The following is a 21,513-nucleotide window of genomic DNA, read 5'->3' as shown; positions in this document are numbered from 1 at the left end:
CCTTTTGTAGTATAATGGTTTTGCATCTCAGAGTTCCTTTTAATGTGTTTGTGGTGAACTACATTATATCTCTCTGAGATGTTTTTGCATACTCTCAACTGGCTAACTTCATTTTAGAACTTTCTATAAAAAAGAAGTATACCAGGAAATACTAGACTTTTTCCTATTAAACAATTAGTATTTGGCGATCAAAAAAAGCCAACAGAAGCTAATGAGCCCACTGAAAAAGTGAGTTTCATTAGAAATTGGACAGACAATAATGGTGTCTTTCCATAATATGAATCTAAAAAACGAACGAAAGAATGATAAAAAGTGTTCAGTAACTAGGTATCATTATTCGTTCTTTATGATAATCATTTTTGCTATTTAAACTTTTTCAGTGGGCTCTAGGATTGTTTCTGTCTCTTTCCATGATCTACATCATACCGTATCAGACAGCTATTTCCTACCCTGCAGGTTTTGGCTTGGTCGGCTTATCTTTATTGACACTCTTCCTGTGCCGAGCGACCAAAAAGAGCTACTAGGGCTGGTTTTTTATGAACTTAAGTGGCTAACTTCATTTTAGAACTTTTATACTTCTTTTTTATACCCCAGAAAGGTCAAATGCCCTCCTATTTTGTTGCCGTTTTCAAGTTAAGTTTCAATGACAAGACTAACAACCCCACAGACTGTCGCTCCATCACTCTGTTTGCATTCCATCAAAAAAAGCTCCCAAGGGAGCCTTTTCTTAACGACGAAGTCCAAGTGATTGGATCAATTCACGGTAACGGTTAACGTCTGTGCGGCGAAGGTACGCCAAGAGGTTACGACGGTGACCGATTTTCTTCATCAAACCACGGTAAGTCGCGTGGTCTTTCTTGTGTTGTTTAATGTGGTCGTTCAAGTGGTTGATTTCCCAAGTAAGAACAGCTACTTGTACTTCAACTGAACCAGTGTCGCCTTCGTGGCGAGCGTATTGAGCGATGATTTCATTTTTTTTCTCTTTTGAGATTGCCATTTGTTTTCTCCTTTTGTTTACTGCTTTATCTGAGTCTAGGGTTTGGCGAACCCAAAACCAAGAAAAAGTTCATTGGCCATAACGGCAGTTTCTATTCTAGCAAGTTTCAAGCAGTTTGTCAAACGAAATTCCCTTACAAATCACGCCTTTCCTTTATGAACTATCCTGTTCACAGCTAATATCAAACTAAGTGTCACTCCTATAATCGCGTAGACACCAAAGGCCCCACTAGCCGTTGGATTCAATTTAGCCAGCAAGCCTGGCACAAAAGCAGACGTCGCTCCACCAAGGTTACAACCTAACAAGACCACTGTCATGACCAGATTGAGAAGCTGCGGTGGTGTATTTTCAGAAGCACTATTAAAGACTAAGGTTAAGATAACGCTATAGAAAAAGCCAGAAATCACAGCAACTACAGCAAGTAAGAAAAAGGTCTGAGCAAGTGCAGTTACTAAAATACTAACTGAAAAAATCAGCAGAGAACTGGGCAACAATAGCCCTTTCAAGCGCTCTAATAACCAACCAAATACAAGACCAGCCAAAATTCCCATGAGCATCATCGCACTGAGGATCCAACTCGCCTCCCTCGGGGTCCCCAAGTTAGCCTCTTGAACCATGACAGGTATTTTTAAGAGCAAGGAGGTATTGACATTGATGGCAAAGAAGGCAATGAGCGCCAAACCGAGAGCCAATCGTATATAAGTCCAGTCCAACTTGTCCTTGTGAGGTGTTTCTCCCTGGAGAGCCTTGTCTTCAGGAAAATCTGGCACAAAGCGATGATAGAGACCAAGGATAGGGAGCGCCAAGAGGTAAATCGCAAAGCTCCATTTCCACCCAAATCCCAAAAGAAGACCTACGATAGCAGTTAAACTAGCAGATCCCAAGACTTCTGACGCCCCTCGTAACCCTATCATCTGGATTCGTTCTTTGTCCTGATACAAGAGACTAACTAAATTGATGGCACGCGCATTAATCATCCCTAAGCCCAAACCTAGCACAACACGCCCTAAAAAAATAAGGGGATAGCTTTGGGTCAACAAGGGCAAACCACCTCCAGTAGCTATCAGAATGAAACCCCAACTCATAATAGCTCTTTCAGAAAGAAAACGCGTTAACAGGCGATTCCCCACCAGCGTTACCATGATGGCCAGAGAAGTCACAGTGATTAAAAATTCAATCTCTTGACTACTTCGCCCTTGTTCTGCAAAAAAAGAAATCATGGCCGGTAGGGCAGACGACACAGAGTAGGTTGAAACCAGCATAAAGGACAAGGACAAGACACTGATTTTTTCAAGCAAAGAACGCATATTGGATACCCCTTCTAATGATTTGAGTCCGAGAAAACAGCGAGAATGAAACGGATAAGCTAGGGATAAGTAGCATCCATCATAACCGCTCATCGAACCCAACAATTTAGTCTTGTCAATTATACTGCATTTTCACCTAAATAGCAAAGCCACTTAGCCAGTACTTAGTGACCTGTATCTTGGATTATCTAGAATTTTATGGTATAGTTAAGCTATCTTTGAAATTAAACGCTTTGAAGGAGGACCTATGACAAGGATTGAAAAATTGACCCGTGCGAGCCATTTGATTGATATGAACGATATTATTAGAGAAGGTAACCCCACCCTACGTCAGGTGGCCCAACCTGTTGAGGTGCCCCTAGCTGATCAGGATATTCTTTTGGGCGAAAAGATGATGCAATTTTTGAAGCATTCCCAAGACCCTGTCATGGCTGAAAAATTAGGGCTACGTGGTGGTGTTGGTTTAGCTGCGCCTCAGCTGGATATTTCCAAGCGGATTATTGCCTGCTTGGTTCCAAATCCTGAAGACGAAAATGGCAATCCTCCTGCTCAAGCCTACGCCTTAGAAGTCATTATGTACAACCCCAAAATTGTCTCCCATTCTGTTCAAGAAACAGCCCTGGCAGATGGTGAGGGTTGCCTGTCGGTTGACCGCCCAGTTGAAGGCTACGTTATCCGCCATAGCCGCATCACAGTAGAATATACAGATAAGCAAGGACAAGCCCAACGCATCAAACTTAAGGGCTTTAATGCCATTGTTGTCCAACACGAAATTGACCATATTAACGGCATCATGTTCTATGATCGCATCAATGCAGAAAACCCATTTGCCATGAAAGAGGGTTTATTGCTGATTGACTAAAGATCACCTGGTTTGTCAGGGAGGCCTCCTCTGCCAAACAACTGACCTACCTGAATACCAAAGGAGGAGAGGACTCAATCGGTCATTCGTTAACAGTCGATTTTCCCTCACCACCCTAATGTTTAAAACCGTCAGGGGGTGACTGTTTGAGGTTAGAAATTTTGGGAGCATGGTTTCCCTCATTCGTTAAGGCTATAAAAGCTGATGAAAGCAGCCTATTAGAGAGTAGAGCTGCTTTGTAACTCACAATTTCCCACCTTCAAGGCTCAAGCCACCTTGAAGCACTCAACCATTGCGTCTTGCTTAGTGAACATTCATAAAAAGGAGAGACTAGGACGTTTGTCCCAGCCTCCTTTTTTGCATTAATTTCAGCATCGCTCAAGAAATATTCTAACTTGAAAACTCTCGGTGCTACCTAATCTTTTCAAACCGTAAATGGACACTGTACTGATCATCAAAGCCGATACGTTCCAAGTCTCGCTGCAGGCGGTACTCGATGTAGTGCTGGGCAATTGTAAAGTAGCCCGCATCCAATAGGCGATACTCCACTTGAGACTGCACCATACTGATCGTCGGACGTTCTGCATGGGCTTCACTGAGATCTAGAACAACTTTTTTAGTCACTTCTGCCAGATCATGGCGGAGCTTTTCATCAAGTACATAGACCGTCTGAGCTGCTTTTAAAATGGCTTGGTAGATTTTTTCTGGGTCAAAATCAACAATCTGACCGCTACGTTTGGTTACTTGCATAGGCACCTCCATGAAACTTTCTGAATGTCTTTGATTACTTCTATTATCTTAGTTTTCAGGCTATTTGTCAACTGTCAAACCGCTTAACCATCCGTTTTCACAGTCTTTTCCAAAGCCTTACGACAGGTTTTAAGGCGAAATAGCCAAGCTGCTAATTCCACAACAGCTAGAAGGAGGAGACTTGGACACATTAGGATAATTCCCCACCTCCTAGCTCCAAAGCCTGACAAGGGGCCTTATCCTACAAAACCTACCAGGCCAAGACTACAAGCTAACTGAACTCACAATAAATAGCGTAGCAATCAACCACTACCAAGAACCTTAGAAAATAGTCATAGGTCAAGGTCATTTTGAGCAGGTAGCCTATCGTCACTCAGACACCGATCATTTTTCACCAAGTCATGCTCTCCCTCTATTCAAAGCCTCTTTTAGGGCTAGAATCTTGCCCTTTGAGACATGGTCATAAGCACAAGGAGGACCATAGCTGTAATCCACCGCCTGACCAGAACTGGTTGAATCCTCTTGCCAGGCCTTAAAACTAGCATGCACTTGCCCAATCCCTGTTTCCTCATAGAGTTCCCGAACATTCTCAGCAGTGATCCCCGAGCCCATACAAATGTCAATTTGAGCGCCGTAGCGCTTTTGGAGCTGTCCAAGTGTAGCTACTCCTTCCGGAGCTTTAGCTGCCTGACCAGAAGTCAAAATCCGATCACACCCCAATGCAATCAACCGCTCTGCTATTACCCTAATATCCTGCGCCACATCAATAGCCCGATGAAAAACAAAGTCCGCTCCAAAGCCATGAGCAAGGGCAATAAGCTCTGCGATAAAGGCTTCATCAAGTTGACCATCGGCTGTTAAAGCTCCGCAAACAAGGCCGTCCGCACCAGCTTCTAAGAGGAGGCGCGCATCCAGACGCATGACCGCTTTCTCCAGCTCACTATAGCAAAACCCTGCTCCTCTTGGCCGTACCATACAGACAATTGGAAGCTTGACCTGATCCTTAGCTAATTTCAAGGTAGCAAGGCTAGGCGTTAGTCCTCCCAAATGAAGAGCTGAATTCAGTTCAATCCGGTCTGCACCGGCCACTTGAGCAGTTAAGCAGTCTTCTAGTGAGCCTGCACACACTTCGATTAACATACGAACTCCCTTTTAAGACAAATAAGTGTTCCTTATTTCCTGATAAAAGCCAGACAATGTTCCAAACGTTTCAAACGACCTAACAAGTTCTTCGTGCTCCCATCAAAAGGAGCATGAAGACTCAGCCATAAGACAAGGGTGTTGGCTTCTTTTTTCATCATTCCCACTCTTTACCAGCTATTGACTTAGTCACATGGAACCTTCCAACAAGCTTGTACTTGAAAAGAGGCTTCTAGTTGCTGATTAGTAGTTCTCCACCAGCGCAGCCATTCGTACTATCTGCAATTTTCTGTATCAGCTTATTTTCTAAAACAAGTCATCAAACAGACTCAGCTGGTTATCCTCTGGCATATTGCCAAGGATCCCCATATCGCTCATTTTTTCGACCAATGTCGTGGATAGACCGCCGCGTTTTCGGAGCTCTGTCTTGGAAAGAAATTCCCCCTCGCTTCTCGCTTTGACCAGTTGCTTGGCAACGTTCTCTCCCAAGCCATCCATTGCCACAAAAGGTGGTATCAAGGTATCGCCCTCAATTTGAAAGTCAATGGCATCACTTCGGTAAAGGTCCAGTTTCCCAAATTTAAAGCCACGTTCCAGCATTTCATTGACAATCTCAAGAGTCGTGTAGAGATCATTTTCAACATTGGAAGCCATATTGGCTTTCTTTTTTTCTGCAATCTCAGCCATCTTAGCCTTAACCTTACTGAGACCGCCAGACATGGTCGCCAAGTCAAAAGCCTTGGCACGAATCGAAAAGTAAGCACAATAATAATAAATCGGATGATGAACCTTAAAGTATGCTACCCGCAAGGCCATCATAACATAGGCTGCAGCGTGGGCTTTGGGGAACATGTACTTGATTTTTCCACAGGACTCGATGTACCAGTCAGGAACCTTATTAGCCCGCATCGCCTCAATGTAACCGTTACGTTCTTCTTCAGAAATCTTGAGCCACATGCCCTTACGCACCCGTTCCATGATGTTAAAGGCCATCTTGGGTTCTAGTCCTGCGTGCATGAGGTAAACCATGATATCGTCCCGACACCCAATAACTGTCGACAAATCAGCAATCCCTGACCGAATGAGATCTTGGGCATTCCCCAGCCAAACATCCGTCCCGTGAGACAACCCAGAAAGTTGTAACAGCTCAGAAAAAGTCGTTGGATGAGTCTCATCAACCATACCACGAACAAAGTTTGTTCCAAATTCTGGAATTCCTAACATCCCTGTCGAGGTTCCAATCTGCTCAGGAGTTACCCCTAAAATCTCTGTTCCTGAAAAGAGAGCCATCACTCCTGGATCATCCGCTGGAATATCCTTAGGATCAATCCCTGAAAGATCCTGAAGTTTACGAATCATGGTCGGGTCATCGTGTCCTAGAACGTCCAACTTGAGAATATTTTCATCAATATCATGGAAGTTAAAGTGGGTCGTCTGCCAACCAGCAGTCACATCATCTGCAGGGTATTGGACAGGGGTAAAGTCATACACATCCATATAGTTTGGAATAACGACGATTCCACCAGGGTGCTGGCCAGTTGTCCGCTTAACGCCGGCTGCCCCAGCAGCCAACCGTTCAACTTCGACATCTCGGTAAAACTTCCCGTAATCTCGTTCATAGCCACGGACAAAACCATAAGCTGTCTTATCAGCCACCGTACCAACTGTCCCTGCCCGAAAGGCATATTGTGCTCCAAAAATATCACGGACATCCAAATGAGCAGCCGGCTGATCATCACCAGAAAAGTTCAAATCAATATCAGGGACCTTGTCCCCGTCAAAGCCAAGGAAGGTTTCAAAGGGAATATCCTGCCCATCTTTTTTCAGGGAACTACCACAGTTTGGACAGGCTTTATCAGGCAAGTCAAAACCTGATCCGTAAGAACCATCTGTGATAAATTCTGAATACTGGCAGTCTTTACAGTAATAGTGAGGGGATAGGGGGTTGACCTCAGTAATCCCAATCATAGTCGCAACAAAGCTCGATCCGACAGACCCACGGGAACCCACCAGATAGCCACGTTCGTTTGACCGCTCCACCAGCATCTGGGAAGCCAAATAAATTACCGCAAAGCCATTCCCCAAGATAGATGTCAATTCTTTCTCAATCCGCAGATCAACCAAATCTGGCAGAGGATTGCCATAAATCTCAAAAGCTTTCTCATAGGTCATCTCAGCAACCCGCTCTTCTGCCCGTTCAATAAATGGCGTGTAAAGATCGCTCTTGACCACCTGAACGTTCTCAAATCGCTCTGCCATGGCTTGGGTGTTGGTCACGACCAACTCATAGGCCAAATCATTTCCAAGGAAAGCAAAGTCATCCAGCATCTCATTGGTGGTTCGGAAATGAGCCTTAGGCAAAGGAGCTGGCTGGGCATTTTCTCCGTGGCCGATAGTCCGGTTAATCATAGCCCCCTGCCCTAGACTGCGCACAATAATCTCTCGGTAAATCTCTTGCTCCGGATCCAGATAATGGGCATTCCCTGTCGCTAAAACTGGTATCTCCAAGCGCTTACCAACCTCGATCATGGCTTTGATAATTTCCTGAACTTCCGCCTCATCCTTGACCTGCTCGCGAGCAATCAAAGGAGCATAGATAGCTGGTGGCATGACTTCAATGAAATCATAATACCGAGCAACCTTGACAGCCTCGTCAACCCCTTTAGAAACAACAGCATCAAACAGTTCTCCATCTGAACAAGCGGTTCCGATCAGCAGGCCCTCACGATGCTCATCCAGTACTGTACGCGGGATACGAGGAACACCTTCAAAATATTTGGTGTGAGACAGACTAACCAACTTAAACATATTCTTCAGACCAATCTGATTCTGAACGTAGAGTGTCGCATGTTTGACACGGGCCTTCTTGTAGGAATCTTCGGCAATCAACTGCTTATTGAACTGGTTAAGATTGGTAATCTGGTGTTTCTCTGCAGCCTCTTTCAAAAAGATAAAAAGCAAGCGGCCTGTAGCTTCGGCATCATAGTTGGCCATATGGTGATGCTCCAAGGCTACGCCAAAACGCTTGGTTAGAGGCCCCAAACCATGCCGTTTGTATTCAGGGTAAAGGTTTCTTGCAAACTCTAGGGTATCGATCACCGGCTGATGGATTTCAGACATTCCATGGCGTTCGTAATTCACATTGAGGAAACCGACGTCAAAGCTAGCATTGTGGGCGACAAGGACACTGCCCTCGCAGAAATCCTTGAAAGCTTTAAGGACCTCTTTTAGAGGTCTAGCATTACGAACATGGTCATCGGTAATCCCAGTCAAGTCTGTGGTAAAGGCAGACAAGGGATGCCCAGGATTGATGAACTCATCAAATTCTGCAACGATATTGCCCTTATGCATCTTAGAAGCAGCAATCTGAATCAGATCGTTGTAAATAGCCGAAAGTCCCGTCGTCTCGACGTCAAAGACCACATACGTTGCATCTGCCAAATCCACATCCGCTTCGTTGTAGGCAATAGGGACACGATCCTCCACGATATTGGCCTCAAGGCCATAAATCAGCTTAATGCCACGTTTTTTTGCTTGCTTGTAGCCATGTGGAAAACTCTGCACATTGCCATGGTCTGTGATAGCGAGGGCAGTGTGTCCCCAATCCGCGGCTCGGTCCACTAAATCTTCGACGGTCGGCAAGGCATCCATGGTTGACATGTTGGTATGAGCATGAAATTCAACCCGCTTTTCTCCTTCTGGCATCAAGTCTTTACGGCCTGGCTTGGTCAGTTCCAAGACATCCTGAACATTCATATTGAGGTCATTGGTAAAGGGATTGAGACTGATATTGCCTCGCACGCGGAGCCAGGCACCTTTTTTGATCATCTCAAATTTTTGTGCCTCTTCTTCATTTTTAGCCCATTTTTGTAGAGCAAAAGATGAGGTGTAGTCAGTCATTTTAAAGTTTATCAAGCAACGACCCGTCTTAGTGACCTTGGTTTCCACAGCAAACACCAAGCCTTCAAAGACCAAGCGGTTCTCTTCGGTAGTGACCTCAACCATAGGGGTAATTTCAGCCTTATCCAACTTGGCATTAGACTGCTTAATCTTAGCTGCCTCTCCAAAATCAAATGCAGGCTTTGTCTCCACTGCTGGAGGTGGCGCTTGTTGCTCCAAAGCCGCTAAAGCTTCCAAGGCTTCTTGATTAGCGGATTGGATAATTTCTTCATTCTTAGCCAAATAGCTCTCTTGATGGCGCTGAGTTAAGGACTCGCAAATCTCCAGCTTCACATTAGTCCCGGCAAAGCCAAAGCGCTTCATCTGCTCTTCCAGATTCGGCAAATGCGTTTTCTTGAAGTGAGGATTGGCAATGGTTTCAGGACCCTTGATAAGCAGAGTCCCATCCTGCCAAGCAACCTCAAGCCCTTGAAACACCGACTTGAAGCCGATACTCTGGCAAAGCTCCTCAGAAAAAGCTTCTTGGTAATAGTTGGCAACTAAGTTTTCAGCTGTCACCAAGTCCTCAACCCTTATCGTAAAAGAGACCCGATTGCCCAGTTCTTCAAAAGTTCTGGACAGACCATATTTGAGAGCCTGATAACCATCAATAGGAAGCAGCTGATCAAACTGGAACTGAAATTCCCAGAGTTTGCTGACCGTATGGAGTTTGACTGCTAAAATTTGACCGCTCGCAAAGACTGCGGACGTTTGCCATTCTTGGGGTAATTGGATCTGAGCCATTAACAGCTGAAACTTGTCTGACATAGGTACTCCTCGCTAACTATTCCCTTTATTTTACCATAGTCAGCCCCTTTTTTCGAGTAGAAGACAAGCCCAAATCAGGACAAACACCTAAGAAAATCCCTTGTCGAAACAGTTTTGAAAACATCAAACCGCCTAGTTTTTAGGTGTGTCGAGAGAGTTTAAGACAAAATAATTGTCTCCTTTTCTATGCAATAGCGCTTAAAAAGCTTTCTGTGACTAGTGTACTTAACTCCTAACTTTTCAGAAAGAGACTGGGTCTCAATCGCTCATTCGTTAGCCTTCGATTGCCCCTCATCTCCCCAATGTTTAGGGTTCGAACTGAAATACTCCACTGGACTATTTCCGACACTTACTTCGCCAGTTTCATTTCTCGATTAAAAAGGTCTCCCAGACCTTTTTTGACACTTGCTTTGCAAGCTTCATTTCTCGATTAAAAAGGTCTCCCAGACCTTTTTAACCCACCTCCGTAAAGTTGAGCAGGGCTGTAAAAGTTTATGAAGTCAGCGTATTAGGGAGTAGAGTTGATTCGCAACTCGCGATTCCCCCTTCAAGGCTCAAACACGTTGAAGTATCAGAAGCGATTCATTGGTGCTCCAGCGCTTAATGCTCTGTGCAAGGGGAACACTAAAACTGGTAAAGCCAGAAGTGTCTCTGCTTCATTTCTAGGAGACAAACTTGGACAGCCTAACTCCAGGCTGTCCAAGCTCCCAACCACTGCATCTTGCTTAGTGAACAATCCTAAAAAGGAGAGACTAGGACTTTTATCCCACTCTCATTGAACCTTTTGCTTCATGCGTTTGTCGTGAAGTCTAAATTCCTTTATCAAGCGGGGTTAAATGAAAGTTTAACACTTTTAATTTTCGAGCCCATAATAGAGAAGTCTCTTCCCAAAATATGGTATACTAGTGACAACAGCTAAGTAGTAAGGATATTCCCATGCCAAAATCGAGTCACATCCTCGCCACCATTGAAGCAGTTCATGCCGATTTCACTGAAGTTGAAAAAAATATCGCTGACTTCTTTAGGACAGAAGCCCTCCAAATCAATGATTTAGCCTCACAGGCCGTTGCTCAGAAACTCCATGTCTCTCAAGCAGCCCTGACTCGGTTCGCCAAAAAATGTGGATTTCAAGGTTACCGCCAATTTATCTTTGAATACCTCAACAGCCGAGAAGATCTCGAGCAGAACTTTGACCATATTAAAAACACCTTGACCAAACGCGTCTTACTGGACTACGATGATATCACTCAACAAAGCCACCAATTAATCAACGAAGAGCAGCTACAAACCATTGCTCATCTGATTGAAGAGGCTGACCGGGTCTATTTTTTTGGGCAAGGGAGTTCTGGATTAGTCGCCAGAGAGATGAAACTACGCCTCATGCGACTCGGCGTTATTTGTGAAGCATTAACAGAACAAGAAAGTTTTGCTTGGACCATCAGTATTCTAGATGAGAATTGTCTGGTGATCGGTTTTTCGCTCTCTGGTCAAACCCAGAGTATCATCAAGGGACTAGAAGCTTCGAAGGAAAAAGGCGCAAAAACTGTGCTCTTCAGTGCTAAAGCGAGCGATTACCATGACACTTTTACACAGACTGTCGCCTTAGCTTCCGTCCACCATCTAGACTATGGCAACCGCATTTCGCCTCAATTTCCCATGCTCTTTTTGTTAGATATTCTCTACGCCTACTTTTTAGAAATCAACAAAGCGAAAAAAGAGGCTATTTTCAACGCCTACACCTTTCCACCAAAATCCTAACCATCTCCCAAAACGTTAGAACGCTTCTTTCTTTATCAGACAAATACCCCTCCATCTGGTCTAGCCAGCGGAGGGGCTTTTTCTTATAAGCAGTCCCAGAATTAACTAACGATTGCCAACTCTAAAAAGCAACACCTTTTCACAAAGATTTATTTGAGAGGGGCATTTTTTAAAACCGGCTCGTCGAATTTAGCAAACCGCTATTTGCTGAATCTTTCGTGGGTGTCCCATGGTTTGATTTCTGATTGTCATAACGGCATCATTTTCTTGAACCAGCCCTTCACCAATCATCACGGACCAGCATTCAGATACTCATCGTGTTCATCCAGAGAATGCTCCCGGCTATCACAATACGTTCCTGCTCTAGAGACCGATACGACATCCTGAGACTCACGAAGGTTTTCCTATTTCAGTAAAACTCTATTTCATCAGATGATCTTCCCCATATCCTAAAGTTGAATCAGGATATGGTGCCTTAGTCACCTCCACAGATCTGCCCGGTAAAAGAGCATTTTTCAATCTAATAAATAGGTCTATGCCTAACCGGTTAGTCCAAAATACTGGTCCCAAACAAGCGGTCAAACACGTAGTCGTTGACTTTAACATTGAGCACATCATGACCATACTCTGGTAGTAATTGTAGTGTTTTCGGACAGGTCAATCGGTTATAGATGGCAAACTGGGTAGATGGTGGGCAGATAATATCTTCAAGCCCTGTCACCATGTGGACTGGACAAGTGATACGGTGGGCTAAGTTTTTAATGTCAATATAACTTAGAGCTTCAAAAAAGGCATCTTCTGTCTCATGGAAGGGATCTGAAAACCGAAAATAACGGAAAAGCTCATTGTAGGGCTCATTGGTATCCCCTAATTCCCAGATACGCTTAAAGTCTGACAAGAAGGGATAGATAGAAACCACTTTTTTAATTCTAGGACTCAAGCCACCCGCAACCAAGGCTAAAGCGCCACCTTGCGAAGCACCGTAACTGTAGAGCTTCTCTGCGTCTACAAAGTCCAAACTAGCTACTATCTCAATCAGCTGATAAACATCCAAGTAAACATCCTTGTAGAAAAGATGATCTCGCCCTTGAACTGCTCCACGGATCACTTGACCCTTAACGGTCATGCCCTCAAACTGTCCCTTGTCAGTCGAGCGACCAGCTTGGCCCCTTACATCCATACAAACAACACCAAACCCTGCTGCCACAAACTTTAGATTCTCTGTCCAATCTGGACTCTGGCCTTGATAACCATGGAAATAAAAGAGAACTGGTGAGGGATTTTCAGACTTGGGAAAGACGCATTTGGCAAAGACCTCCGAACCATTATCCGCTTCAAAGGTCAACTCGTAAAAATCAGCCCCTGACAAGCCTGTCTGTTTCTCTTTCAGGCGGAAAGGTGGAAGAGCTGTATGGCTTTCTAAAAGTCCATCCCAAAAGGCATCAAAATCCTCGGGAACTTCTTGCCTTCCCTTATAGGTCTGCATTTCTTCTAAGGTCATGCTATCTTGCATTATCTAACTCTCCTTTTTAGCATTCATTCGACCATTCGACGCTTTTCTTGTTGTTGTTTAAAATGGTAAAAGGCACCAAACATCCCGGCTGTATTCTTGTGATGGGCAAAGGCTATCTGAGTTTTCTCCTCGATGCTGGAAACCAAATAGTTGGTCAGAGCATCCTGTAATTTCGGTTTTAAAATCGCTTCCTGAGCCATTATCCCACCACCTAGAACAACAACCTCAGGGTTAGCCACATAGCAAATATTAGCAATGCCCTGAGCTAGGTAATCAACCATTCGCTCGATCCCAGCGATACACTTGGTATTGCCGTCGGTTGCTTCCCTGAAAACACGTAAGCCATTCCACTGGTCAACTGCTTCCCCATGTTCCTTAGCAACATAATGAACCAGAGCTGTTGTGGAAGCTAAATCTTGGAAGGTGCCATCTGATAGGTGCATATAACCCACTTCACATGCAGAATTGCTGTAACCGTGAAAAACAGAACCATCCAAGACCAAACAGCCACCAATCCCTGTTCCAATAGTCAGGCAAAGCGCCAAAGCACTATCTTTAGCACTACCAGACATCACTTCTGCGAGACCAGCACAGTTAACATCATTTTCAATCTCACAGGGGGTGCCAAAAGCAGCTTCCAGATCACGCTTAAAGGCTGTGCCTGCATAATTCGGAATTTGCGGACCAGAATAGAAAATCTCGCCCTTTTCTGGATCGACCATACCAGCTGAGGAAATGCAAATTCCAGCTAAGTCATAACGGCTTTGGTAGCTCTCAACAATCCCCTTGACCTTAGCCATGATGCCAGGTCCCCCCAGATGGGCTTCTGTAGGCATCTCATGGCCTTCCAACAATTGCTCTTTTTCATCAATGAGGCCATACTTGATGCTGGTCCCACCGATATCTATAGCGACATAGGTAGTCATCGTTCACCTCCAGACTAATTAACTAGCAAAATCTTTCCTGAGCTTCTCGGATAATCTGTGCAGCCTCTTCTACCAGTGGATCGTCCTCTTTCACCAACGAAGCAAGTGGTGACCGTACGGAGCCCAAATCCAGATTTTCATTAATTTTTAGAACAGCCTTAATCACGCCGTACATATTGCCATGACAAGAGACTAAATGCCCGATAATCTTATTGATCGTGTATTGCAATTCACGCGCGGTCTCTAGGTCTCCTTTTGCAATCAAGTCATTTAACTTGAGGAACAAATCAGGCATGGCTCCATAAGTACCGCCGATGCCACCAGCAGCCCCCATCAAGCGCCCACCTAAAAATTGCTCGTCTGGGCCATTGAAAACCAATCTTTCTGGACCACCCAACGTGTTAAAGATTTCAATATCCTGCACAGCCATGGAGGAATTCTTCACCCCGATAACACGGTCATTCTTGAGCATCTCCCTATAAAGAGAAGGGGTCAAAGCCACGCCAGCTAACTGTGGAATATTGTAAATGATAAAATCCGTATTAGGTGCTGCTGAGCTGATATCGTTCCAGTACTTAGCAATCGCATGCTCAGGCAGCCGGAAATAGATTGGCGGAATCGCCGCAATCGCATCTACTCCAAGCTCCTCTGCGTGCTTAGCCAGCTCCATACTGTCCTTGGTATTATTGCAGGCAACATGGTTGATGATGGTTAATTTACCTTTAGCAACCTTCATCACATGCTCTAGAACTAATTTACGGTCAGCCACACTCTGGTAAATACACTCACCAGATGACCCATTGACATAGAGACCTTGAACCCCTTTATCAATAAAAAACTGTGTTAAAGCTTCTACGCGTTCGGGGCTGATATTCCCTTCTTCATCATAGCAAGCGTAAAAAGCGGGAATGACACCATGGTATTTGGTCAAATCAGACATTTTTTTCTCCTTATTTTAAGAATCCTATTGTCCATACACTTCTTAGAAGTGCTGTAGATATTTTTGCAAAATGGTTTCCATTACCCAAACCCAGCCATATCCTAGCACTGCCATTCCCAAAAGAAGGAAAAATGACAATCCAAGAAGGAGGCTCCAAACGGAAACGAACAGTAATAGACAGGCAACAGCTAAGCTTCCGATCATCAAAAAAGTCCAAGGGAAGTTTAAACCCGTTAAGATAAAGGCTGTCTTAAAAAGCTCTTTGCCCACTAGATTAGTCTTGGTTGCTAGCGGATAGGCATACAAAAAGATAGCGGTTGACAGGAAAAAGATTGCCACAAAACTCATTTGAAAGAGTTTTGCCCCTGGAGGATTAACCTGACCGATAATCCAAAAATCCATCAGGCAAAGTGCTGTGAGGGCTACTTCAATTATCCCTAACCGAATGCCTTTCTGAGCATTTTTTACGACAGCAACTCTATAGGACGCCAAAACCGGCAGGCGTTTCTGGGTCTTCAAATCTCCTAAAACCTCGTAGAGACTTAATTTGGCAATTCCTATGGTTACAATTGGCAGACAAGTTAGCAGAAAGAGGAGATTGAGAACCAATAAGTCTAACATTCTCTCACATGTTCTGACAAAAGCATTATCTACGCTAAAAATGGTTTTGATCAGTTGTTCGCCTCTTTCCCTCATTTCGTCCTCCAATCCTTTAATCAATGAAAACCTTGACCACGCATTTTTTGACAGCGTCCCCAGCCCCTGCATAAACATTTGGCTGATGCGCCTCGCCTGGATAGAAAATCACAAAATGCTGGCTATCAATCGTCATCTTCAAGTGACGTTCACAGGTTTCAAAGCCAAAATCCTGCACCTCATCATAATCCTTAGTCGATTGTCGATCCCCGAAACCATAGATGATCGTCTCTTGACCATCCAGCAAGAGATGCAGATCTAAATAACTGCGATGGTATTCAAATTCTGGACTTTCTGACTGGTTTAGTTGGTTATCTTGAATCAAGGCAAAGACCGAGTCACCATCAATCGTATGCCGACCAAGTTCCAAGTTCTGAAGGGCTTCTTGGCTCAAAAAGTCCAAAGCCTGATCCAAGTTAGGATGCAATCCCTTGTAAGTCCCTAAATTGTTAATATGGTCATAAATCATAATAAACCTCTTCTTTGCAATGAATCAACAGTTAGCTTAGCCCTTAACAGCACCCATGGTAATCCCTTGAGTAAAGGACTTCTGGAATACCAAGAAGATGGTTACAATTGGCACCGCAGCCATAGCAGCACCTGCCATAATCAGACCATAGTTTGTTGCCATTTCAGCCTGCATGGTAGCTACCCCTAAGGAAATGGTCAAATTTTGCCGCGAGGTCAACATCACCAATTGCATAAAATAATCGTTCCAAGAGTTGATAAAGGTAAAGATAGCTAAGGCTGCAAAACCAGGTTTAACAATTGGGAAAGCAACGCTCCAGAAGGTCCTCAATTCACTACAGCCATCAATTTTTGCTGATTCCAAAAGTTCTGTTGGAATATTTTCTGAGAACTGCTTCATTAAGAAGACCCCAAACGGCCAACCAACTAAGGGCAAAATCACCGCAGCGAGGGTATCATGAATCCCCATGAAATTGACAATCCGTACCAAAGGCACCAAAACAACCTGTTTAGGAAGTGCCATGGCCGCGATAAAAATACTGAACAAAATCCGTTGACCGTAAAAACGTTTCTTAGCCAAAACATAGCCAGCCAGGGATGATGTCGCACATACCAGGAGCATGGTTGCCAAGGAAATAAAGACACTGTTCCACAACCATTGAAGAGCCGGGTTTTGAACAACCAGCTTCTCAAAGTTTTCCATAGTCGGAGCTGCTGGCCACCATTGCGGTGGAATCATAATCGTAGCTGGCTGTGCCTTAAAAGCACCCGTCAAGATCCAATAGAAGGGGAAGATGAAGAGAATCGTCAAAAGCAACAAGATTATATTGCTGACCACTCCGAAAGCTGTTATTTGTTTCTTTTTCATACAAGCCTCCTAATATTTAACATCATCGCCTAAAATCTTGAACTGAGCAAAACTGATCAAAGCGATTAAGACTGCCAAAAAGACACCCATGGTATTGGCATAACCGTACTCTGTCAATTTAAAGGCCTTTTCATAAAGATAGTACATCAAGGTACTGGTTGAGTAGTTTGGTCCCCCTGATGTCAATAATTGAATCAAGGCAAAACATTGAAACGAGTTAATCGTTGTGATAACAGCGATATAAAGAGTTGTCGGCAAAAGGGATGGCCACTTAATGTTCCAAAAAACTTGAGTCTCAGTTGCGCCATCAACCCGTGCAGCCTCAACTAAGGAATTATCAATATTCCCAAGAGCTGCAATGTAGAGGATTATCGGCTGACCGACAGAAGTTGTCAATAGGATGATAATAATAGCTGCCAGAGCCCACTGCTTATCCCCTAGCCAAGAGATATTATTTTCAATCACCCCACCTGACTTGAGGACAAAGTTCAAAATACCTGAAAGTGGATCATAAATCCATTTCCAAACAACCGTTACAGCAACCGAACCTGTCACGACAGGAAGGAAGAACACGAAACGGTAAAAGGATCTGGTGATGACATGTTTGTCATAAGTTCGTGCAGCCACAAAAAGGGAGAAGAAAACCACTACAGGAACAGAACCAACTACGATAATCACTGTATTGATCAAGGACTTGATAAAAATCTCATCCTTAAACATGCGAATATAGTTGTCCAGCCCAATAAAGGTAAACTCCGTCATCGTGTACCTAAAAAAGCTGGTTACAAACCCCATAACCATAGGGGCTAAAACAAAAGCTGTAAAAAAGATGAGAACCGGTGCTAAAAATGCATAGGAAACAATGGTTTCACGCATTCTAATTTTATTCACTCGCACAATAAGAACCTCTCTTATATTCATAAATCTGGTCAGAATTTCCCCATTTTCAATTCAGTTGAAGAGCCAGCTGAATTAAAAATTAGGAAATTCCTATCAGAAAGCCCTCCTTCCCACTATACAAGACGACGAGAAAGAGGGCAATCCTTAACTACCTATTATTTAATCGTTGCATTAGCCTTTTCAGTGAATGATTTCAGAGCTGCTTCTGGCTCTTCATCACCATTTGATACGGCTTGAAGAGTTGGGAACCATAGGGCACGCATTTCTGCAAAGCCATCAATGGTATTGTAGTATGGTGAGTAGAACTGTGTCCACTTGCTGATGGTCTCCATGCGCTCATCGTCATAGAGGGTACCAAATGAAGTACGAACTGGGAAAGCACCTGTACGGATAACATTCTTAGGTCCCCATTCTTTGTCTTCAGAAATGAACTGAAGGAATTTCTTAGAAGCGGCCACCTTAGCTTCATCGCCATTGTTAAAGACTGCAAAGCCATTAACCAGATATTCTAAGTCTGGTTTGCCATCTTCTGATGGGAATGGAATTTCAACCACTTCAACACCACTAGATTCTAGAAGAGCACCTTGAATGCCATTTTGTGCTGGTGCCCACAGGATGGTATAAGAAGTTTGACCGTTCGCAAAGTTTTGGATGTCATCACCACCATTGTACTGAGAACCATTCATGATATAACCCTTGTCCATCCATTCTTTAACCTTTGAAAGGCCTTTGATGAATTGTTCTGAGTCTGTCGTATACTTAGTCACTCCTTCATCAGTGATAGCTCCACTGTAAAGGTTAGCCAAGAAAGCACGTGTTCCTTGGTCACCACCTTGACCATTAGCAAAGAGTGAACCTGGGTTGTAACCCTTATCTTTAAGCGCCTTAATTACTTTTTCAAAGTCATCAGTTGTCCAACCTTCTTTTACCAAGTCAGCCACACCAGCTTCTTCTAGCATTTTCTTGTTCAGTGCCATATAGAACGGTGCAGAAGAAATTGGCAACATATAAGCTGTATCGCCAGCTTTTGAAGACTGAATGATGTTGTCATTATTCACATCTTTTACAAACTCATCTGTAAAGAGGTCATTCAAGTCCGCCAACTTACCATTTTTCCCGTAAGTGATAATCCGACCTGGTGCATCAAAGAGAACGTCTGGTGCAGTGCCTGCTTCAATAGCTGTTGTGATTTTTTCTGGCCCAGAAGTAAAGTCAATGGTTTCTAACTTTACCTTAATATCTGGGTTGGCTTTTTCAAATGCATCGATAATTTTTTGCTCGTAAGTACCAGCACCATCGCTTGCGTTTTCCTGAGTGAAAACTGGGAAAGCCCACCATGTAATCTCAGTAGTAGTAGTTGCTGCAGCATCTGCTGGTTTTTCAGCATCTTTAGTGCCACCACCAGAATTGCCACAAGCTGCTAGAGCTAAAACTGCTGCTCCAGCCAAGAGGGTTTTTGCAAATTTTTTCATCTTTATACTCCTTGAAAGTTCCTATAAACTGAGTTTATCCTCATTGAGGATGCCAACGATATCTTTATGCCTATCCCTTTCTGGGCATCAATCCCTCCTATCTTCCCATTTTCTAGGTAACCTAGTATGTTTAAAACCTATTTGGTTGCTGCAACAAAACGTTGCGTGATTTCTTTGGGCCTCGTAATAGCACCACCGACAACAATGCCTTGAACTCCCAAATCCTGAATCTGCCTTACTTGCTCAGGAGTGTGGATTTTGCCTTCAGCAATAACATCAATCCCAGCCTCGCAAAGTGCAGCAATCAAGTCAATATCTGGACCATCTGCCTGCCTACTGTAGGAAGTATAACCCGACAAGGTCGTTCCGACAAAGTCTACACCAGCCTCAAAAGCAGCTGCACCTTCCTCAAAGGTCGAAATATCCGCCATTAACAGCTGATCGGGGTATTTTTCCTTAACTTTTCGGATAAAGTTACCAATTTCTTCCCCATCATACCGCTCGCGCTGAGTGCAATCTAGGGCAATAACAGCTATATCAAGCTCAGCCAGTTCATCTACTTCTTTCATCGTCGCTGTAATGAAGGGCTCTTGAGGCGGATAATCCCGTTTAATGATCCCAATAATAGGCAAATCAGTTACTTCCTTAATTTCTCTAATATCTCGAACACTATTAGCCCTGATCCCTACAGCACCACCTTCCTCTGCTGCCTTAGCTAATAGAGGCATCACTCCTCCAGCTTCGGTATAGAGAGGCTCACCAGGTAAGGCTTGACAGGAGACAATGACCCCACCCTTGATTAGATCAATCAATTCTTCCTTCTTTAGTTTAGGCATCTGGTCCTCCTTTATTAAAACCTCATATGGTAACGTTTACATTTAGTATTATAAACTGCTTAGATTATTTTTTCAATAGGTCCTATTGATTTAGAATCTAAATACTTAAAATAGGAAAAAACCGTTTCTTGTTGAAAGTACTTTCAACAAGGCTCGACTATCCTTTCACAATAATCTCCCCTAAAAGTCATCAAGCCTTGCAATGGATAGTAAAACTTAACAGCACGCTCAGAATTTTAAAGATGCCAAACCAACGATTAGCATACTAAACTTGCTAACCATAGCTAAACGACATAAGCTCAATAACGAAAAGTCTATGATTTAGCTACTAGAGCATCTCCTTAATACTAACTCTCATAACCAAGGAGAAATCAAAACCTTTTGACTCTAATCTAGTGCCACACAAAAATTGCAACTATCAAAATTCCAAAGTCAATCAGACCTTCAGAACTTTAACATGAGGAATTTTATAACATCGCACAGACAAAAAGAGAGTGGAACAATCGTTCATTCGGTAGCATCCGATATCCCTCACCTCCCTAATCTTTAGGATTCGGGCTGAGAAAGTCTATTCCCAGATTGTTTTTGCCACTTTCTCCGCAAGTTTGATTTCCCGATCAAAACGGTCTCCCAGACCTTTTTAACCAACCTCTGCATGGCTTCAACAGTCAGGGGAGTGACTGTTGAAGAGGCAAGCCTTAAAACTAGATAGCGAGCAACAGGTAGGGAAGCGACTGCTTGAGGTTGGAATTTTAGGAAAAATGATTTCCCTCATGTGTTAGGGTCATAAAAACTGATGAAAGTAGCCTATTAGGAAGTTGCGTTGCTCTTCAACTTACGATTTCCCACCTTTAAAGCTTAGATGCCCTAAAGCGCTCAGCAGTGGCTCATTGGTGCTAACGCACCTAATGATCTGTGCAGCAGTAACACCAAAATTAGCAAAACCAGTATGGTATCTTTTCAATTTCTAGGAGACAAATTTGGACAGCCTAACTCCAGGCTGTCCAAGCTCCTACCCATTACGTCTTACTTAGTGAACAATCACAAAAAGGAGAGACTAGAACTTTTTCCTAGCCTCCACGTCACTCGTATTTAAATTCAACACCTGAACATAATGGCCTCTTCAGAAATGATTAGGGTTTCTGCATAACTTAAAAATAGTTACTAGATGACCACCAACTCAGACTTTTATTTGCCATTAGCTTTTCACCAACAAACTAAAGCTACAAAGAAGTCATAACCACCCGTGAAAACGGGTGGCTTGTACACCGGCTATAAGCCGTTAAACTCCAGCAGCGTCTAAAGACGCTCGCTGAACGTTGTTCAGGTTATGCTTCTATTACTTGACTATTGCCCGTAACAACGGGCTTTTA

The 21,513-nt window shown here is 43.7% G+C and carries 17 protein-coding genes; 2 read left to right on the top strand and 15 right to left on the bottom strand.

Features of this window, described 5'->3' with window-relative positions; genetic code table 11:
* Positions 1-727: 727 nt before the first annotated feature.
* Positions 728-997 carry a 30S ribosomal protein S15 gene (rpsO, locus tag HF992_RS10895; RefSeq protein ID WP_001018249.1) on the bottom strand — a complete coding sequence of 90 codons (270 nt, stop codon included), beginning with the start codon at positions 995-997 and terminating at the stop codon, positions 728-730.
* 140 nt (positions 998-1,137) lie between these two features.
* Entirely contained in the window at positions 1,138-2,304 is a 1,167-nt protein-coding gene (locus HF992_RS10890; protein ID WP_168550041.1) for an MFS transporter, read from the bottom strand.
* 247 nt (positions 2,305-2,551) lie between these two features.
* On the opposite strand from HF992_RS10890, the gene def reads away from it, so the two are divergent.
* Positions 2,552-3,166 (top strand): peptide deformylase, encoded by a 615-nt coding sequence (gene def, locus HF992_RS10885; RefSeq protein ID WP_168550040.1) that lies wholly within the window; start codon positions 2,552-2,554, stop codon positions 3,164-3,166.
* Positions 3,167-3,577: 411 nt separating this feature from the next.
* Here the strand turns inward: def and HF992_RS10880 are convergent, their stop codons facing one another.
* The 4 genes from HF992_RS10880 to HF992_RS10870 all read right to left on the bottom strand — a co-directional run bounded on the left by HF992_RS10880 (position 3,578) and on the right by HF992_RS10870 (position 9,763).
* Positions 3,578-3,916, bottom strand: coding sequence for an ATP cone domain-containing protein (locus tag HF992_RS10880; RefSeq protein WP_168550039.1), 339 nt, complete (start codon positions 3,914-3,916; stop codon positions 3,578-3,580).
* 399 nt (positions 3,917-4,315) lie between these two features.
* Positions 4,316-5,056, bottom strand: a complete 741-nt coding sequence (locus HF992_RS10875) for a copper homeostasis protein CutC (RefSeq protein ID WP_168550038.1) — start codon at positions 5,054-5,056, stop codon at positions 4,316-4,318.
* 32 nt (positions 5,057-5,088) lie between these two features.
* Positions 5,089-5,217 (bottom strand): hypothetical protein, encoded by a 129-nt coding sequence (locus tag HF992_RS12250; RefSeq protein WP_281346987.1) that lies wholly within the window; start codon positions 5,215-5,217, stop codon positions 5,089-5,091.
* A gap of 145 nt (positions 5,218-5,362) precedes the next feature.
* The gene (locus HF992_RS10870) at positions 5,363-9,763 is read right to left on the bottom strand and encodes a PolC-type DNA polymerase III (RefSeq protein WP_168550037.1); all 4,401 of its coding nucleotides are present in this window, start codon (positions 9,761-9,763) and stop codon (positions 5,363-5,365) included.
* Positions 9,764-10,699: 936 nt separating this feature from the next.
* Between HF992_RS10870 and HF992_RS10865 the strand changes: the two genes are divergently transcribed.
* A complete protein-coding gene (locus tag HF992_RS10865; RefSeq protein ID WP_168550036.1) occupies positions 10,700-11,521 on the top strand; it encodes a MurR/RpiR family transcriptional regulator in 822 nt (273 codons plus the stop codon).
* Between the two features lie 547 nt (positions 11,522-12,068).
* Here HF992_RS10865 and HF992_RS10860 read toward each other — a convergent pair.
* The 9 genes from HF992_RS10860 to HF992_RS10820 all read right to left on the bottom strand — a co-directional run bounded on the left by HF992_RS10860 (position 12,069) and on the right by HF992_RS10820 (position 20,140).
* Complete coding sequence (locus HF992_RS10860; RefSeq protein WP_168550035.1) at positions 12,069-13,034, bottom strand: alpha/beta fold hydrolase; 966 nt, start codon at positions 13,032-13,034, stop codon at positions 12,069-12,071.
* Between the two features lie 23 nt (positions 13,035-13,057).
* Positions 13,058-13,960 (bottom strand): ROK family protein, encoded by a 903-nt coding sequence (locus tag HF992_RS10855; RefSeq protein ID WP_168550034.1) that lies wholly within the window; start codon positions 13,958-13,960, stop codon positions 13,058-13,060.
* 22 nt (positions 13,961-13,982) lie between these two features.
* On the bottom strand, positions 13,983-14,900 hold the full coding sequence (locus HF992_RS10850) for a dihydrodipicolinate synthase family protein (RefSeq protein WP_168550033.1): 918 nt from the start codon (positions 14,898-14,900) through the stop codon (positions 13,983-13,985).
* Between the two features lie 42 nt (positions 14,901-14,942).
* The gene (locus HF992_RS10845; RefSeq protein WP_168550032.1) at positions 14,943-15,596 is read right to left on the bottom strand and encodes a DUF624 domain-containing protein; all 654 of its coding nucleotides are present in this window, start codon (positions 15,594-15,596) and stop codon (positions 14,943-14,945) included.
* Positions 15,597-15,612: 16 nt separating this feature from the next.
* A complete protein-coding gene (locus tag HF992_RS10840; protein ID WP_168550031.1) occupies positions 15,613-16,065 on the bottom strand; it encodes a NanQ anomerase/TabA/YiaL family protein in 453 nt (150 codons plus the stop codon).
* A gap of 36 nt (positions 16,066-16,101) precedes the next feature.
* Positions 16,102-16,932: a carbohydrate ABC transporter permease gene (locus tag HF992_RS10835; protein ID WP_168550030.1), complete on the bottom strand. Its 831-nt coding sequence runs from the start codon at positions 16,930-16,932 to the stop codon at positions 16,102-16,104.
* Between the two features lie 9 nt (positions 16,933-16,941).
* Positions 16,942-17,829 carry an ABC transporter permease subunit gene (locus HF992_RS10830; RefSeq protein ID WP_168550029.1) on the bottom strand — a complete coding sequence of 296 codons (888 nt, stop codon included), beginning with the start codon at positions 17,827-17,829 and terminating at the stop codon, positions 16,942-16,944.
* 158 nt (positions 17,830-17,987) lie between these two features.
* Positions 17,988-19,310 carry an extracellular solute-binding protein gene (locus tag HF992_RS10825; protein ID WP_168550042.1) on the bottom strand — a complete coding sequence of 441 codons (1,323 nt, stop codon included), beginning with the start codon at positions 19,308-19,310 and terminating at the stop codon, positions 17,988-17,990.
* Positions 19,311-19,441: 131 nt separating this feature from the next.
* The gene (locus HF992_RS10820) at positions 19,442-20,140 is read right to left on the bottom strand and encodes an N-acetylmannosamine-6-phosphate 2-epimerase (protein WP_168550028.1); all 699 of its coding nucleotides are present in this window, start codon (positions 20,138-20,140) and stop codon (positions 19,442-19,444) included.
* Positions 20,141-21,513: the final 1,373 nt, after the last annotated feature.

Origin of the sequence: Streptococcus ovuberis (assembly GCF_012396585.1) — a bacterium.
Lineage (GTDB): Bacteria > Bacillota > Bacilli > Lactobacillales > Streptococcaceae > Streptococcus > Streptococcus ovuberis.
Note: the sequence above shows the minus strand (reverse complement) of the source record. Positions and strands in the feature narration are given on the sequence as shown.